The organism is Pseudomonadota bacterium (assembly GCA_039714795.1).
GTDB lineage: Bacteria > Pseudomonadota > Alphaproteobacteria > JAGOMX01 > JAGOMX01 > JBDLIP01.
Genome location: JBDLIP010000003.1, coordinates 21,410 through 37,677 on the forward strand (window position 1 = coordinate 21,410; position 16,268 = coordinate 37,677).

A 16,268-nucleotide genomic window follows, 5' to 3' on the forward strand; every position below is an offset into this window, starting at 1 on the left:
AACTCCAGATTTACACAAGTTGTATTTTTATGTTAGAGTGAGGTTTCGCTTCATCCAAACATGTATGAGCAAATCGCTATGTTTTATCGTCAAATGAGTACAGAACTCAAATCAATGGCCAAGCAATACCCTGTAATCACAGTGACTGGCCCACGGCAATCGGGCAAAACGACACTGGTCAAACAGATATTTGCACACAAACCTTATGCGAATTTAGAGGCTTTAGGCACTCGAGAACTTGCAGAAACAGATCCCATCGGTTTTATGGATCGCTATCCGCATGGAGCTATTATTGATGAAATTCAGCGATGCCCTAAGTTGCTATCTGAAATTCAAGTGCGTGTCGATGCAGCTAATAACAAAGGCATGTTCATCCTCACGGGAAGCCATCAGGTCGAATTACATAGTGCAATTTCACAGTCCTTAGCTGGACGCACCTCCATTTTGCATTTGCTGCCTATGAGCATGGAAGAACTCGCAAATGAACAAATTCACTTCCGTTTAGATGAGATTCTTTATCAAGGTTGTTTTCCGGGAATTTATGATGATCAACTCAACCCAACAAAAGCCTATAGCAGTTATGTACAAACGTACCTTGAGCGCGATTTACGGCAAATGATAGAGGTGAAAAACTTACAGCTGTTTCAAAAATTTCTAAAATTATGCGCTGGCCGTATTGGACAAATTTTCAACAGAGAAAGTTTAGCAAATGAGGTTGGGATCACTTCAAAAACAGTCTCTTACTGGATTTCAATTCTTGAAGCCTCTTATATCATCTTTCTACTGCCCCCCTATTTTGAGAATTTTGGCAAACGTGCGATTAAATCTTCCAAAATCTATTTTACCGATGTTGGATTGGCTGCGTTCTTGCTTGGCATTGAACAGATTTCACAAATGGAAAGGGACCCCTTAAGAGGCCACCTCTTTGAAAATTTGATTATCCTCGAACTCATGAAGTGGAGGTGGAACCAAGGACTGGAACATCGACTATATTTCTACCGAGATTCCCATCACAACGAGATCGATATCATCTTCCAGCGTGGTCATGAATTGGTTCCCATCGAAATTAAATCAGCCAAAACTTTCAACTCCTCCTTTTTAAAAGGCCTTTTGTTATTTAAAGAGCTAACCGGTAAACGCTGCCAAGACCCCTGCTTGATCTATACAGGCACAGATGAACAAATGGTTAAGGGGATAAAACTGGTCAATTACTCCCGGGCTGCAACCACACTATATCCTTAAGGAATACAACTGGGATTAATTTACCGGTTTTAGCCCTTTTGCAACGCCAATATTCCAAATCTCGGTATGCTGTACAAAAAAATGCAAAGTATCCTTGATGACCAAACCACCCAAATCTTCTCTATGGCAGCAAGCCTACGAGCTTGCTTGTGCTGAACGAGATCGGCGCAGAAAGCTGTCCCAAAAATATGACTGGAGCAAGCACGCCCGCAGCAACCAACTTCCACCTCCTGGTAAATGGCACACCTGGTTGATTCTAGCCGGTCGTGGATTTGGAAAAACCAGAACTGGCGCCGAAACTATCCGGCAGTGGGTGCAACAAGGAACCGCTAAGCGTATTGCCTTGCTAGGACACACCCAAGCTGATGTTCGCAGCGTCATGATAGAAGGTGAAAGCGGACTACTGTCCGTCTTTCCAGAAAACAAACAACCCAAATACTCGCCTGCAACCGGGAAAGTCCTCTGGAGTAATGGAGCCACAGCGAGCAGCTACAGCAGTGATGCCTACGAACACCTTCGAGGTCCTCAGTTCGACGCTGCTTGGGTGGATGAGCTGGCCAAATTCACCTACGCCCAGGAAGCCTGGGATCAACTTTGTCTAACCTTAAGGATAGGCCTACAACCACGGGCTATTGTTACAACCACACCACGCCCGATCCCACTTCTTTTTCAATTAGTAAAATCCCCATCTGTAGCCATAACACGCGGATCTACTTTCGATAACCAGGACAATCTATCACCTCGCTTCTTAGAGCACGTTCGTGAAAATTTCTCCGGCACACGCCTGGGCAACCAAGAACTCTTGGGTGAACTCCATGCAATGCAAGACAACACCCTCTGGCACCCAAAAATGTTTGCCTGCCATCGGGTCGCAACAGCAACTGAATTGACCAGAATCCTGGTAGCCATTGATCCTGCCGCCAGCAACTCAGAATCTAGCAATGAGACAGGTATCATTGTTGCCGGCGAAGGTGTTGACAGGCGCGGCTATGTCTTGGAAGATCTGAGTGGTCGAATGTCACCAACCCAATGGGGAACTGTGGCTATTGATGCCTATAGAAGGCACCAAGCCGAGCAAATCATTGCTGAAGTAAATAACGGAGGCAATATGGTGACACAAGTTCTCAAAACCATTGATGCTGCTGTGGACGTGAAATCTGTATATGCCCAACACAGCAAAACCACCCGCGCGGAACCTATTGCTGCCCTCTATGAACAAGGACGTATTTCCCACGTTGGATCTTTTACCACGCTTGAAGAGCAATTATGCAACTACCAACCGGGCAAAAAAAACTGTGCCTCAGATCGCATGGACGCACTGGTCTGGGCGCTAACCGAACTATTTTTTGGATCCCCAAAGGATGATGCAGTTTCAGCGTTAGTGGTTTCTAGCGTTGATGCTCCACGTATATCTTAGATCAGAAATCAGAGGTCGGAAGTCAGAAGTCAGAGGTCAGAAGTCAGAGGTCAGAGGTCAGAAGTCAGAGGTCAGCGCAGCGTTTCAGCGCGGCGCTGCCTTGCTGACTTCTGACTCTTGTCGTGCTTTTTGTACCATGGCCTTCACCACTTCAAATTCTTCGCGGCTCACAAATCCAAACTCAGCGGCGCGCCGCTCAAGTCTTAGGCAAACCTTGCGTTTTATATCTTGGCGAATCTCAAGGCCAAGACCTAATAACCCCATACCAACTTTGGCTAAATCATCAAAAAGGCGGTGTTTCGTTTGCATAAGCGTTCCTCCACTTTCTAACTGATTATGGCGTGATCCTCCATAAATCACAAGCAAGGGATACGAACAGGAAATAAAAACCTCTCGTTTAATGATAGGCAACAGGTAACTATTCAGTCCACATCGGCCGTCATCCTGAACGCCGCCTAATATTACTAACACTCAAAAAAACTAATCTAAAATCAACACTACTAATCACTGACCTTAGTCTACGAGACGCAAGCATGATGAACAAGCATAACTTTGATATACTTTCTATGCAACAAATGCATTTAAATAAAATTGATACACATCAAGACCTAAGCTCCATTCATCTCTAGATTGAGCAGGTCGGCACATCACTTGACTCTCAATGCCACTTATGCGAAATCATAAACTGACAATTTAATCTCTTGAAAAGGATACCAATCAATGAATACCCCCTCCCCTTTGATGTCAGGAAAAAAAGGTTTGATTATGGGCGTTGCCAACGACAAATCAATTGCTTGGGGCATTTCACAACAGCTGGCCAAACACGGCGCTGAATTAGCCTTTACTTATCAAGGCCCCGTCCTTGAAAAAAGAATCCACCCCCTGGCTGAATCTGTCAATTCATCTGTTGTGTTGCCCTGCGATGTAACAGATGCGCAAAGCATTGAAAACGTCTTTAACACGCTAGAAAATAAATGGGGCAGCCTTGATTTTGTCGTACACGCCATTGCCTTTTCTGACAAAGCAGAACTCAAAGGGCAGTACGTCGATACGACTCGAGACAACTTTTTACGCACCATGGACATATCTTGCTATTCATTTACCCACATTTGTCGACAGGCCTCTAGGCTCATGCCCAATGGAGGCAGTCTCTTGACTCTCACCTATTATGGAGCCGAAAAGGTCATGCCGCATTACAATGTCATGGGTGTGGCCAAAGCCGCCCTTGAGGCTAGTGTACGCTATTTGGCTGCTGATTTGGGCCGGCAAAACATACGTGTCAATGCTGTCTCTGCAGGACCAATTAAAACACTTGCAGCTTCCGGTATTGGTGATTTCCGCTATATCTTGAAATGGAACCAGTACAATTCACCCCTTAAGCGCAATGTCAGATTAGAAGAAGTTGGCTCGGCCGGATTATATCTGTTGAGTGATCTCTCGACAGGCGTCAGCGGTGAAGTCCATCATGTCGACTGTGGGTATCACACCGTTGGTATGAAATCCGTGGATGCTCCCGATATCTCCACTGTCACTTAGAGATGACTTAGGAATGCGAGCGAAATAACTTCCAATTTTATGCGTGGTTCAAAAAATACACGTTTTTGATAACAATACGGTGTCATCAGGGCCGCGCTTTTTGTCCAACATTTTTCCGTAACTCAAAGATTTGGACAAGATGCGCCATCGTGATGAAATTGAATTGCAGATGCGGCGTTTAGGATGACGGCTGTGGAGGATGTCCAAAAGCGCAATTTATGGCCGGGCCGAGTATACTTCGTATCCAAAACTCAGGTTAAAAATAAATCTTTTTATTTCAATAATTTAGTAAGAAATTGAGATAAATTGGCTTTTTCCCATTTTTTGCTATTGATCTTTGATTGCATTTAGCGCTAGGATGCCTGGACGCGACGCGCGGGTCATAGTAATCCCGAGCGCCGCTACCACTGACTGATCCTAACACGATCAAACCAATGGTAGTGACAACATATGCGATTTTGTTCCATTTTGCTAGCACAAACCTGTGTTGGCGAAAGGCTGCTGCTTGGCTGCCTTTTGGGGCTGGGTGTCATGTAGAGTTGCTATGGCTAAGTTTGTGGGGGAGCTCCGGAGCTCTTACTTATGTTGTACATTAGTTTTTTAGTCGCCCGGGTCCCTCTTGCTGTTGATGGCCTTCTGTTGATCAGTTGTGGTTTGTGCAACAACTCTTAGAAGAAGGAGACCCTATATTATGTACTTTTGCAACCACCTCTATCTTGTTGGCCGTCTTGAGGCAAACGTTCAGACCGCCTTTAAGAATAAGCATGAACGATTGGCCACCTTTACCTTACTCACACCTGTTAAGGGCAGTAACAATGAACGTTTCTTCAAATACCGGGTTTCTGTGGAAAATCCATTATTGGCGGAATACGCAGAAAGTTGTTTGATTGCCGGCAAACTGGTATTTGTTTTGGGAAATTTTGAACCTGCTTTGGATGAATCTGGCCCCTCTTGGGTTGTGATCTCTAAAGACTTTGGCATGTTGCATTCTATTGGCTCGCACGTGCATCCTCAGTTTCCAAGCAATTCTTGAACAATAACGCACCTGGCGTTTGCAGCTAGTAACAGATACGCTGGGTGCGGAAACGGTTTTTTAAAGGCATCATATATACTCTCGTGAAATCAAAACCTCTAGTTTAATGATAGCTACCAGCTTGCAGTTTATTTGGGTAAATGAGCACTTCGAACGTATCAGTGCGGCGCTGCCTTGCTGATTTCTGATTTCTGAACTCTGATTTCTGACCTCTGACCTCTGACCACTGCTTTGGCAAAATCACTCGCTGAAAACGGACGCAAATCATCAGCTCCCTCGCCCACGCCAATGGCGTGGATGGGGTAAGGAAATTTCTGCGCCAAACTCACTAACACACCACCTCTGGCGGTGCCATCCAATTTTGTCATCACTAAGCCTGTTAGATCAACGGTTTTGGCAAAGGTTTCCACCTGAGAATGCGCGTTTTGACCAACGGTGGCATCAAGCACCAACAAACAACTGTGCGGAGCACTGGCGTCTACTTTTTTGATGACTCGGGCGATTTTCCCCAACTCTGCCATCAGATCGACCTTGTTTTGCAAGCGCCCTGCCGTATCAATCAATAAAATATCATCACCAGCTTGCTTTGATTGCTCCAGTGCTTGGTAGATCAAACCTGCTGCATCACAGTTGGGCTTGCCTGTGACAACAGGAATTTGAGTGCGCTCGCCCCACTTTTGCAGTTGCTCAACCGCTGCGGCCCTGAAGGTATCGCCGGCAACAAAACGAACCTGATGCCCCTGCCCTTGCCACAGCTTTCCAAGTTTACCCATGGTGGTGGTTTTGCCGCTGCCATTAACCCCAACCAACAAAATCACATAAGGTTTAAGGGCCGCATCCAGCACCAACGGTTTGGCCACAGCTGTGAGCACCTTTTCAATTTCGGCTGCCAACACAGAACGAATTTCATCCTGGCTTACTTCTTGATCAAACCGAGTCTTGGCTAGGGCCTGCGTCACTTTCAATGCTGTTTCAACACCAAGATCAGCCGAGATCAACAGTTCCTCCAGCGCTTCTAAGGCCGCATCATCCAGCTTGCGCTTAGTAACAATGGCTGAAATCCCCTCAGTCAGCTTATTCGATGATCGCTGCAACCCTAACTTAAGTTTTGAAAACCAGCCTTGTTTTGGTTCTTGCGTCATGTGACCTCCTTTAAAATTTGCATTGCTACCAATGTTTTATCCTGAACACTTTTAACATGTACGGGAACAATGGTACCCGGTGCAATGATTTTGTGCGATTCAATCTTTACGGGCAGATAGTTTTCTGCCCGACCTGCATTATCTTTTTCAACTAAAACTTCTCTAACAGTTCCAACCTCTTGTCCAACCTCTTGCTGCAAAAGATCTCGCAACGCCCCCTCACCCAGCGCTCGCAAACGAGCCGCTCGTTGTTTGACAACGCGCCTGGGTACCTGCGGCATGCGAGCTGCTGGCGTACCATCACGCGGGGAAAACGGAAACACATGCATGTAAGTCAGCCCGCATTCGGCAATGATTTGACACGAGCTTTCGTGCATAACCTCTGTTTCGGTAGGAAACCCAGCGATAATATCGGCGCCAAACACCACGCCGGGTCTTAAATCTCGGGCTTTTTTGCAAAAATCAATCACATCCTGGCGCAAATGCCTGCGTTTCATACGTTTGAGAATCATATCGTCTCCGGCCTGCAAACTGATGTGCAAATGTGGCATCAAGCGAGGCTCATCCTTGAGTACTTGCCAAAGATCCTCATCCACCTCAGCCGGATCAATCGATGACAACCGCAAACGCGGCAATTCGGGAACCAGCTTGAAGATACGTTTCACTACTGACCCCAGTCGCGGTGCTCCTGGCAGATCGCTACCATAACCGGTAATATCAACCCCTGTCAGTACCACCTCTTTACAATCGTTTTGCGCTAAGGTTCGAATTTGCTCAATGATGGCTGCCACAGGCACACTGCGATTGTTGCCTCTGCCAAAGGGAATGGAGCAAAACGTGCAGCGATGATCACAGCCATTTTGAATCTCGATAAAGGCGCGTGCCCGGCTTTCAAACCCAGAAATAAGATGATGTGCGGTTTCTTTAACCGTCATAATATCACCCACTTTAACCCTGGGATGTGACGTGACGGCAAAGCTTTGTATGTCCATTTTTTCCGTGTTACCAAGCACGCGATTTACCTCAGGCATGTTCGCATATGTTTCTGGATGAATTTGCGCTCCACAGCCGGTCACAATGATTTCTGCCTCTGGGTGTTCCCGGCGTAATTTGCGAATCGCTTGCCGTCCTTGGCGTTCCGCTTCGTTGGTCACGGCGCAAGTATTGACGATAATGGCATTTTCTAGGCCTTGCGCCTGAGCATGATCCCGCATCACCTGCGATTCATAGGCATTCAATCGGCAGCCAAATGTATGAACTTGAGTTTGCTTTACACTCATCTTGGGTTAAGACACCAATGCATTCAAATTAAACACCCCCTGATAGCTTAACACCGCAGGACCCGTCATCTTTACCATTCCAGACTCATCCACTTCAACCTCAAGCAATCCTCCAGGTTGCTGCACTTGGCATTCGGCATCAACTAGTTTTTGAACCCGGGCTGCCGCCACGGCAGCGCACGCTCCACTGCCGCAAGCCTGAGTGAAACCCACACCGCGTTCCCACACTTTCAAATGGATAAGCTTGGGATGGACAATTTGCACAACGCCTATATTCACAGCTTTGCCAGCTTGATCACGTAGCTCTTGCCAATTCACCTGGTTGCAATCAGAGACAAAATATATTTTATGCGGATTACCAAGCTTGACATCAATGGAGCCAGGGCTTTCCGAGCTTAACACTTCTACCTGCCCCATCTCAACTTGCACGTGATCGGATTTAGTAATATGACACGACAAGTCACCAGCGATCGTTTGCAACGTAAGTTGATCCCTACCTAGTTGTTTGCCCAGCCACCAAGCCACACACCGAGTACCATTACCACAGGCTTCAGCCTCACCACCATTGGCATTGTAAATCCGCAAGAAAGCATCTTTGCCATTTTCGAGCACCAATATTTGGTCACAACCAACGCCCGTGCGCCGATTAGCAATTTTTTGCAAGGCTTGCTGCGTTAACTCTAGAGGTTGCGTGCGACAATCCAGCACAACAAAATCATTACCCAGCCCATGCATTTTTAAAAAATCAATATCCATAGCTTAGTTATACTCTTGAGAAGTAAAAATCTCCAGTTTAATAGTATGGCATACACCACAGCACACGTAGTTGCAAAACGGCCGGAGAGTGATCCAAATCTTTACCCTGCTAGAACCTTAGTTCTCGAGAAACCATAAACGACCAAAAATTTTCCAGATTTTCCATGGTGGAAAGGAGATGTTGCAGATCTTTTTCTTCAATATTATTGCGAGAAAGATTTTGCACGTGGCGTTTAATCATCTCAGATAAGTGATCAAAGAGCTTTAGGCCTTTTTCTGTGAGCCACACTTGTGAAGAGCGCCTGTCGTGTGGAGATTGCTCTTGATGTAGATATCCGTTTTCTACTAATTTTTTTAGGTTATAAGTAACGTTAGAGCCCAGGTAGTAGCCACGGTTGGTGACTTCGCCAACGCTCATCTTGCTTTTGCCAACATTATAGAGAATGAGGCATTGGACGTTGTTGATATCTGTGAATTGATGTCGGTCAACTTCCGCCTTAACAACGTCAAGGAATAGACGGTGGAGGCGTTCGATCAACATAACGATCGTGAAATACTTGTCTTCCATCTTTGTTCCTTTGTCTTTTATAGTTATCCCCTATCTTAAGTAATATTATCACCCTACAGTTGTTAAATTTTAATTAAGATTATGTTTGTATTTTTATATTAGTTATGTTGCATTGATGCTTATATTTTGAGCAAAATTCGGATCAGGCGGTAGAATGAACAATACACCTTCAAATAAATCGATTGCTTTAGCGTTGCAGGGTGGGGGATCCCATGGTGCTTTTACGTGGGGCGTACTGGATGCACTGCTTGAGGATGGTCGTATTGACATAGAAGGTGTGAGTGGCACCAGTGCCGGAGGGATGAACGGGGCCGCATTAATGCAAGGGCTTGTTAAAGGCGGTAAGACGCAAGCACGTAAAGAGCTTAAGCATTTTTGGGAAGGCATGCATGACACTGCTGCCCTCAACCCATTCCACTCATCCCTGTTTACAGGACTTACGGGGACACACAACCTGGGTCATTCGCCTTTTTATCAGGCAATGACCTTAGTGCGGCATACGTTTTCACCTTATGAATTTAATCCACTGAATATGAACATTCTCAAAGATTTTATCGATGAATTTTTTGATTTTTCTATGCTGAGGGATATGCGTAAAGTAAAGTTGTTTTTGTGCGCAACGCACCTTGAAACCGGTAAGCTTAAGATTTTTAAAGGGCGAGACCTTAGCAAGAAGGCTTTATTGGCATCAGCGTGTTTGCCGTTTATTTTTCAAGCCATTGAAATCAAAGGGCAGCATTATTGGGATGGAGGTTATATTGGCAATCCAGCTATGTTCCCGTTGGCTTATAATTGTGCAACTCGAGATATTCTTGTCGTGCAATTAACCCGGGGTCGCCGAAATAAATTGCCCAAGACAGCTGAAGAAATATACAATCGCCACCGTGAAATCACCTATAACTCGTCATTAGTTCGAGAGATGCGTGTGTTGAATTTTATCTCTAAACTTGTTGATCGTGGATCGGTGACTGACAAAAGTATTAAAAGCATGCACATCCATGTCATTCGCAATCGTGAGGTGTTTAGGGATTTGGACCTTTCTAGCGCCATGAATACCGACTGGGGGTTTTTGTTGCACCTTTTTGAGACTGGGCGCGCAACAGCAAAAGATTGGTTGCAAAGTCATTTTGACGATGTGGGAGTACGGACAACAGCCAATTTGGAAGAAGATTTCATTGAATAGTGAATAGCTCTTTCGCATCTTAGTCCCATTCTCTCAATGAACATTCTCTGCTATTCTATCTGGTATGGGTTAAAATAGAGCGGGGAATCACCTTACAATGACCACTATAAAGACGTACGCACTACTGATTGCACTCTTTATTACGAGCTGGAACGGAGCGACCTATGCCTCCGGGGTCATGCAAGCGGCTGAACTGATTGCAAAACCTGTACAAAAGACTGAAGAAGATTTTGATATCGCTAAAGCACAAAAGCAATTCTATGACATCAGCTTGAAATTGTCGACCTCAGAGCGTTCGTATGATACCTATGTTGCAGCCGTCACACAGCTCGAATCCCTCAAAGTTAAAGCACAAATTTGTTTGGAGGAAGCGCAAATAAGTTTGCTTGAAGTCGATGCCCAATTAGATACGCAGATGGCGCTGCAAAAAGAGTCAGCTTCAGCCAGCTCTCAATATTTGCGAGAAAAGCGTGAAGCGCTTTTAGAGAGGGCCTCCGATTGCCACCTCTTTATGGTACGCGTCGACGAAGCCATTCCGATTTACAAAAAATCGATTCAAGAAATGGGACGATCACAGATGCTTGCCCGCGCAACCCCTGTTTGGGATTTTAGTCTTGATCTAATACAAGAATTGCGTGATGTGTCTCAACTGGCAGTACAATTCATAAGCGCTCACATAAAACAGCTTGCACCATGGTCAATAGAGCTCATGACTATGTTACTCTTGGCACTCACCTTGGGATTTGGTCTTTCTAGAAGATGCGCCAAACTGTTGCCAACTCTCTCCAAGAAAAATCACTTCACATATTCCTTTATGGCCACATTGGGCAAAAGTCCTCTCTCCTTTGGGATCATTGTCCTGGGTGTTTTTATCGTTGGTTTATCACTGGCTTTAGGGATGCCACCTTATCTCAAAGATGCAGGTGCCGTTCTCTTACTGCTCGCCCTCTACACTGTATTCTTAAAGATGCTCTTTGTGCCAACTGCAAAGCAACCAGCTTTTGTTCAGGTAGACCCACATTTGGGAAGAGTCCTGTTTGGAAAAGGTTTGATTCATGCGATTGTCTTAACGTTTGGAGCGATTGGAATCGGCATCGCTGAAGTCACTGAACTTCCCACGCAGGTGCATGACTTTGTACATATGGTTTGCATGCTGACAATTGTGTTGGCATCAACTTGGTTTGCCGGAGCATTGATACATCTAAAAGCTGTACAAATTCGGCCTCCCCTGGACTCTGTGCTTAAGGGATGTCTCATACTGTTAACCCTTACGCTGGTGTTTCTTGAAGTGATCGGGTATCAGATTTTAGCAGTTTATATCCTAAAATCCCTATTCGCCTCAGCTGTAACGTTGGTGCTGTTTACGATCGCGTTTTATTTTTTCTCAAACTTGCTGCGCTCACTCCTTGCAGTGAGGTTTTTTACCTCCAAACCTTTAAAACACTACTTAGGCATTAAAGCCGGTGTGGTATTTTGGGAGGGCATTTTGCTGCTATATCTTTGTTATGCCCTGCTCCTTTACGCTCTGACGTTGACCATTTTGCTGTCATGGCAGCTTCCTTATTTTCTCGTGTTTGAGCTTACCAGCGGAGCCATTTACGGTTTTACTTTTGCCGACATCACATTGGTTCCTCTCAAGCTTGTGATTGCAGTCTTTCTGTTTGCCCTTTTTAACATTGCCGGACGCTTCGTTTCGACCTATGTGTTACATCAAGTGCAAAAAACCCATGAAATGCGCACCCAAACAGCATTGGGCTCGATCATTCGCTATATCAGTTTTGTAATTGCCTTATTTTTAGCTCTCTTCATTGTACAAGTTGATCTCAGCGGAATCGCCCTTATTATAGGCGCCCTTTCGGTGGGCATTGGTTTAGGATTGAGAGATATCGTCAATAATTTTATCTCGGGAGTCATTTTGCTTGTTGAAAAACCAATCAAGCAGGGCGATCAGATCACGGTTGAAGACGTGCAAGGATACGTCAAGAAAATCGGGCTTCGCTCGACGTGCATAGCGACAGATGAACAGACTGATATCATCGTTCCCAATGCAAATATCATTTCCAACCCAGTGACCAATTTTATGTTTGCCCACAAGTATTGGTGTGTCAAGTGTACAGTTAACGTTGCCCATGGCAACGATCCAGACAAAATTCAACGAATCCTGCTGGATCTGGCCAAACAACACCCACAAGTGATTCAAAATCCTCCCAACCAACCCAAGGTAAATTTGCTGAGCCTTGAAGACAAACAAATGAAGTTTGAACTACGCTGCATCATCCGCGATGCGAGCAAAAATCAGGATGTCACCAGTGATTTGAACTTCGCCATTGAAAAGGCTTTTCGCGAACAAAAAATTCAAGTGTAAAAGGCGACATCATTCCAAGATTTAAACAGTGCACCTTCGAATATCAGGTACCGCCGAATATCAAATACCGCTATAACCAAGGCTTGCACGCACTTTTTCCCGCAAAGGCTTGATTTTTAATAAAATTAATATAAAATGCCACATATATTAGTTAGAGTACACCGGAAGCGTGGTTTTTTTTGAGTGCGGTGTTGCATCAAATTGTCCGATAACCATTAGGAGGTATGAAGATTAATATGTCGAGTTCATCAACAGCATCAACCACACCGCAACCCGAGTTTGGTAAGATCCGAGCGGCCTTGTGGCCCATTCATAATGACGAGCTAAAAAAGTTTCTACCCATGGGGCTGATTCTGTTTTGCACCTTGTTCATCTACACCATGTTGCGAGATACCAAAGACACACTTGTTGTGACCGCAGAAGATGGTGGAGCAGCAATGATCCCGTTCTTAAAACTTGGAGTTACCCTACCTGCAGCTGTTTTTTTCGTTGTGCTCTATAGCAAACTTTCTAATGTGCTGAGCCGAGAAAAACTATTCTATTCGGTTGTCACCGGCTTTTTACTGTTCTTTGGATTGTTTGCGCTTTGGTTTTACCCGAATCGTGCAACCCTACACCCAGATCCAGTATATATTCAAGGGCTAAAGGATGCAGCCCCCAACTTTCAGCATTGGTTTTCAGTTGCCGGTTTGTGGTCCTATTCTGCCTTTTACGTACTTTCTGAACTTTGGGGAACCGTGATGATCACTCTATTGTTCTGGCAGTTTGCCAACGAGGTCACACGCACCATAGAAGCCAAGCGATTTTATGGCTTTTTTGGTTTGATTGCTAACTTCTCCCTGATTGCTTCAGGTTTTACCATCAAGCTCATGTCCGACATTCGCAATAGTTACCCTGATGATGTTGATGCCTGGGGTATTTCTATCAACTATATGATGAGTGCTGTTGTGGTGGTTGGAATTGCTATGATGGCCATCTACCGATGGATGAATGCCAATGTTTTAACTGACCCGCGCTATTATGATGCTGCCGAAAGCTCTGGCAAAACAAAAAGCAAAAAGCCTAAGCTATCAATCATTGAAAGCTTCAAATATGTGTTTAGCTCCAAATATTTGGGCTTCATCGCTATCCTTGTTATTGGCTATGGGTTGTGCATTAACTTGGTTGAAATTGTTTGGAAAAGTCAGCTAAAACTACAATATCCCAACTCAAATGATTACAGTGCCTTTATGGGGAAATTCTCTGCCACAACTGGTATTGTAACCATTGTAATGATTATGATGTTCAAAGGTGTGGTACGCCGTTTTGGTTGGTTTACCGGAGCCATTATCACGCCAGCTATGCTGATCGTTACATCCTTGGCTTTCTTTGGCTTTGTCATCTTTAGTGAATACACTTCCAGCTGGGCATCAGTGTTTGGTACAACACCACTGATGCTGGCAGTTTTATTTGGCGCAGCGCAAAACATCTCCAGTAAGGGCACAAAATACGCATTGTTCGACCCAACCACACAGATGTCTTATATACCACTAGACCAAGAACTAAAGGTCAAGGGTAAGGCCGCTGTTGATGTTGTAGGATCTCGTCTTGGTAAAGCCGGAGGCGGCCTGGTAGCAGGAGGACTGCTGATGATCACAGCAGCAGCTGACGTGCTAACAGTTGCACCCATTTTAGCTGTTTTTGTCACAGCCATGATCCTTCTCTGGATGTATGCCGTAGGGGGCCTCAACAAACTCTACAATGGCTTAATTGCAGCACAAGAAGCGGACGACGCCAAGGCACCTACAACAAAGGCTGGAAAAAAGCCAACAAAAGCTGCTGCTTGAACTTTTATTTTTTTGGTGGATGTCATCCAACCGAAGCTTTAGCTTAAAGTTGGATGACGGCCCCTTCTGTGCGACGCATGCAATCTTCCCAGTTTTGTTGCGTTTGTCCTGAAATTTTTCCTTGAAAAACCTGACACGTTTGCATAGGCTGCAAGAGTCCGAATGGCTGACTTCCCGCAAAATCCGCCATAATTAAAATGGCGTTATCGAGGGATAAGCTACAGCTTTTGGGGGAAACTTGATTTTTTTAATTTGTAGGAGTCTGGGAAATGGAAAATAAAATCGATCTGATGAAGATGATCAATTTTGCCAATAATCTTGAAGGAGACGAGCAAGAGTTCTATGTTTCAACCATGGAATCTTTCGAAAAAACCCTAATGTCGATTGCTTTCGACCCTAGGGGGAACGTAACGGCTGAATACGTTGCAAAACGTTTGCAGAAAAGCCAAATAGCCCACTTGAATCTGGTGACCTTAGAAGCCTTTATGACAGGGGAATACGTACACCCCAAAAGCAACGAACTTTGGAACGCAATGGATGTTTTTCTTGAAAGATGTGACGATACTCTAACGGAGTATGAAAAGAAATATTTTGAAGGCCTACGCTTGGCACAAATGAGTATCTACGAGATTATAGACGTTGAAGACGGTCAATCGCTGACAGTGCGTGATCTGGTTGCAGACGGGAATCCAACTTTTGTTGTGCAAGAATCAGAACCGTCGATATCTTTGCCCAAGTGGAGCCTGATAGGTACCAAACTGGTTCGCATTGGCGATGAAATCCGTACTCGATCTGCTATCCTACAGTTCGATCGCCAACATGTTGACAGAGCTCTCACGTCGCTTAAGGCAAGCAAGGCACTACTCGAAAGTGGACTTGGTTCTTTGGATAACAAAACTCTCCAAAAAACTCTCAGAGAAACACAAACCAATTTGGTTACAGCGGTATGGGTGAATGGTTGTGTTCCTCCACCTAAGTCTAGAACCTACCTTAATAGAGATGGAGAAAAGCTAAAACATTGCAAACATACCTTCCCATTAAAAGCAACAAAGGCAGCTGTTGCTAAGCGTCTAAATGAAATTGAGGAATTGCAAAATGGCGAGGACGATAAATGGGTCTGGCTTATACCAATGACAAATGAAAGTACAAAAGAAAACACAAAAAAAGATACACGCCAAGAAAATACCGATGAACAACAATTCGTTCAATTACACGCAGGCATGCAACTCAAGAATGATATGCTAATTGTAGAAACTCTCTCAGAGCAACGTGCTACCCAAATTGAATTCCTTTTGAAGGAAAACTTAGAGGATATGGTGGGGGAACCAACCCTTGAGCTTCAAGATATAGATGAAGCACAAACTTCTAAGGATTTTGTCAAACAAAAAGAGCAAAAATTTTCCCCGGAAAATGTCAAGGAATTGAGCGAAATGATCGACGGGTATTGCAAAATATGGCTCAGCAATAAAACTCCAAACCTGAATAACCTTTCTCCTAGAGAAGCCGTCAAAACCCCAGAAGGTAGACGAAAAGTGATCTCCCTTTTGAAAAGTTTAGAAATTTCGTTTAATGAAACCTTCAAACATCAAAAGGATTATACTTATAACTCTGACTGGCTTTTTGAGGATTTGGGAATCAAGGCAAGTGAACTGTAGCTATATTTACTTGGCATGCACAAAGATGACGGCCCGTGGGCAGAAAGTGCAGTTATCTCTTATCCAAAACTCAGGGTAACTATTTAGTTCACTTCGATCGTCATCCCGGGCTTGATCCGGGACAGGATCCCATTATTTTTTGCCAATCATAAAAAAGGTATCCTGGATGACGGCCGTGTGAGCTGAATGGTTACCACTCAGGTTAATTAAAATTTTAATTAAAAAATATCAAGACTTTCTTCTTTTTTTGTTATATAATCCCTCT

The 16,268-nt window shown here is 44.6% G+C and carries 13 protein-coding genes; 8 read left to right on the forward strand and 5 right to left on the reverse strand.

The genetic code is table 11. From position 1 onward, the window contains the following. The first annotated feature begins 78 nt into the window (after window positions 1–78). Window positions 79–1,242 (forward strand): ATP-binding protein, encoded by a 1,164-nt coding sequence (locus ABFQ95_00540; protein MEN8236029.1) that lies wholly within the window; start codon window positions 79–81, stop codon window positions 1,240–1,242. Between the two features lie 97 nt (window positions 1,243–1,339). After that, window positions 1,340–2,659: a terminase family protein gene (locus ABFQ95_00545; GenBank protein ID MEN8236030.1), complete on the forward strand. Its 1,320-nt coding sequence runs from the start codon at window positions 1,340–1,342 to the stop codon at window positions 2,657–2,659. Between the two features lie 84 nt (window positions 2,660–2,743). Here ABFQ95_00545 and ABFQ95_00550 read toward each other — a convergent pair whose 3' ends face one another. After that, a complete protein-coding gene (locus tag ABFQ95_00550) occupies window positions 2,744–2,968 on the reverse strand; it encodes an accessory factor UbiK family protein (protein MEN8236031.1) in 225 nt (74 codons plus the stop codon). A 411-nt stretch (window positions 2,969–3,379) separates the two neighbouring features. Between ABFQ95_00550 and fabI the strand changes: the two genes are divergently transcribed. After that, a complete protein-coding gene (gene fabI / locus ABFQ95_00555; protein ID MEN8236032.1) occupies window positions 3,380–4,195 on the forward strand; it encodes an enoyl-ACP reductase FabI in 816 nt (271 codons plus the stop codon). A 691-nt stretch (window positions 4,196–4,886) separates the two neighbouring features. Continuing rightward, entirely contained in the window at window positions 4,887–5,228 is a 342-nt protein-coding gene (locus ABFQ95_00560) for a hypothetical protein (protein MEN8236033.1), read from the forward strand. Window positions 5,229–5,386: 158 nt separating this feature from the next. Here ABFQ95_00560 and ftsY read toward each other — a convergent pair whose 3' ends face one another. The 4 genes from ftsY to ABFQ95_00580 all read right to left on the reverse strand — a co-directional run bounded on the left by ftsY (window position 5,387) and on the right by ABFQ95_00580 (window position 8,974). Then, complete coding sequence (gene ftsY, locus ABFQ95_00565) at window positions 5,387–6,370, reverse strand: signal recognition particle-docking protein FtsY (GenBank protein MEN8236034.1); 984 nt, start codon at window positions 6,368–6,370, stop codon at window positions 5,387–5,389. Then, window positions 6,367–7,650, reverse strand: a complete 1,284-nt coding sequence (gene mtaB, locus ABFQ95_00570) for a tRNA (N(6)-L-threonylcarbamoyladenosine(37)-C(2))-methylthiotransferase MtaB (GenBank protein MEN8236035.1) — start codon at window positions 7,648–7,650, stop codon at window positions 6,367–6,369. The genes ftsY and mtaB overlap by 4 nt, the downstream gene beginning before the upstream one ends. Window positions 7,651–7,656: 6 nt before the next feature. Then, entirely contained in the window at window positions 7,657–8,406 is a 750-nt protein-coding gene (gene dapF / locus ABFQ95_00575; protein MEN8236036.1) for a diaminopimelate epimerase, read from the reverse strand. A gap of 109 nt (window positions 8,407–8,515) precedes the next feature. Next, a complete protein-coding gene (locus ABFQ95_00580; protein MEN8236037.1) occupies window positions 8,516–8,974 on the reverse strand; it encodes a winged helix DNA-binding protein in 459 nt (152 codons plus the stop codon). Between the two features lie 154 nt (window positions 8,975–9,128). On the opposite strand from ABFQ95_00580, the gene ABFQ95_00585 reads away from it, so the two are divergent. From ABFQ95_00585 to ABFQ95_00600, 4 genes are all read left to right on the forward strand, one after another. Then, on the forward strand, window positions 9,129–10,157 hold the full coding sequence (locus tag ABFQ95_00585; GenBank protein MEN8236038.1) for a patatin-like phospholipase family protein: 1,029 nt from the start codon (window positions 9,129–9,131) through the stop codon (window positions 10,155–10,157). A 97-nt stretch (window positions 10,158–10,254) separates the two neighbouring features. Continuing rightward, the gene (locus ABFQ95_00590) at window positions 10,255–12,522 is read left to right on the forward strand and encodes a mechanosensitive ion channel domain-containing protein (protein MEN8236039.1); all 2,268 of its coding nucleotides are present in this window, start codon (window positions 10,255–10,257) and stop codon (window positions 12,520–12,522) included. A 224-nt stretch (window positions 12,523–12,746) separates the two neighbouring features. Continuing rightward, on the forward strand, window positions 12,747–14,348 hold the full coding sequence (locus ABFQ95_00595) for an Npt1/Npt2 family nucleotide transporter (GenBank protein MEN8236040.1): 1,602 nt from the start codon (window positions 12,747–12,749) through the stop codon (window positions 14,346–14,348). Window positions 14,349–14,617: 269 nt separating this feature from the next. Continuing rightward, complete coding sequence (locus tag ABFQ95_00600; GenBank protein MEN8236041.1) at window positions 14,618–16,003, forward strand: hypothetical protein; 1,386 nt, start codon at window positions 14,618–14,620, stop codon at window positions 16,001–16,003. Window positions 16,004–16,268: the final 265 nt, after the last annotated feature.

Excerpts from the sequence above, each read along its gene's own strand:
- ABFQ95_00540 (MEN8236029.1), top strand. The coding sequence starts at position 79 with ATGTTTTATCGTCAAATGAGTACAGAACTCAAATCAATGGCCAAGCAA.
- ABFQ95_00545 (MEN8236030.1), top strand. The coding sequence starts at position 1,340 with ATGACCAAACCACCCAAATCTTCTCTATGGCAGCAAGCCTACGAGCTT.
- ABFQ95_00550 (MEN8236031.1), bottom strand. The coding sequence starts at position 2,968 with ATGCAAACGAAACACCGCCTTTTTGATGATTTAGCCAAAGTTGGTATG.
- fabI (MEN8236032.1), top strand. The coding sequence starts at position 3,380 with ATGAATACCCCCTCCCCTTTGATGTCAGGAAAAAAAGGTTTGATTATG.
- ABFQ95_00560 (MEN8236033.1), top strand. The coding sequence starts at position 4,887 with ATGTACTTTTGCAACCACCTCTATCTTGTTGGCCGTCTTGAGGCAAAC.
- ftsY (MEN8236034.1), bottom strand. The coding sequence starts at position 6,370 with ATGACGCAAGAACCAAAACAAGGCTGGTTTTCAAAACTTAAGTTAGGG.
- mtaB (MEN8236035.1), bottom strand. The coding sequence starts at position 7,650 with ATGAGTGTAAAGCAAACTCAAGTTCATACATTTGGCTGCCGATTGAAT.
- dapF (MEN8236036.1), bottom strand. The coding sequence starts at position 8,406 with ATGGATATTGATTTTTTAAAAATGCATGGGCTGGGTAATGATTTTGTT.
- ABFQ95_00580 (MEN8236037.1), bottom strand. The coding sequence starts at position 8,974 with ATGGAAGACAAGTATTTCACGATCGTTATGTTGATCGAACGCCTCCAC.
- ABFQ95_00585 (MEN8236038.1), top strand. The coding sequence starts at position 9,129 with ATGAACAATACACCTTCAAATAAATCGATTGCTTTAGCGTTGCAGGGT.
- ABFQ95_00590 (MEN8236039.1), top strand. The coding sequence starts at position 10,255 with ATGACCACTATAAAGACGTACGCACTACTGATTGCACTCTTTATTACG.
- ABFQ95_00595 (MEN8236040.1), top strand. The coding sequence starts at position 12,747 with ATGAAGATTAATATGTCGAGTTCATCAACAGCATCAACCACACCGCAA.
- ABFQ95_00600 (MEN8236041.1), top strand. The coding sequence starts at position 14,618 with ATGGAAAATAAAATCGATCTGATGAAGATGATCAATTTTGCCAATAAT.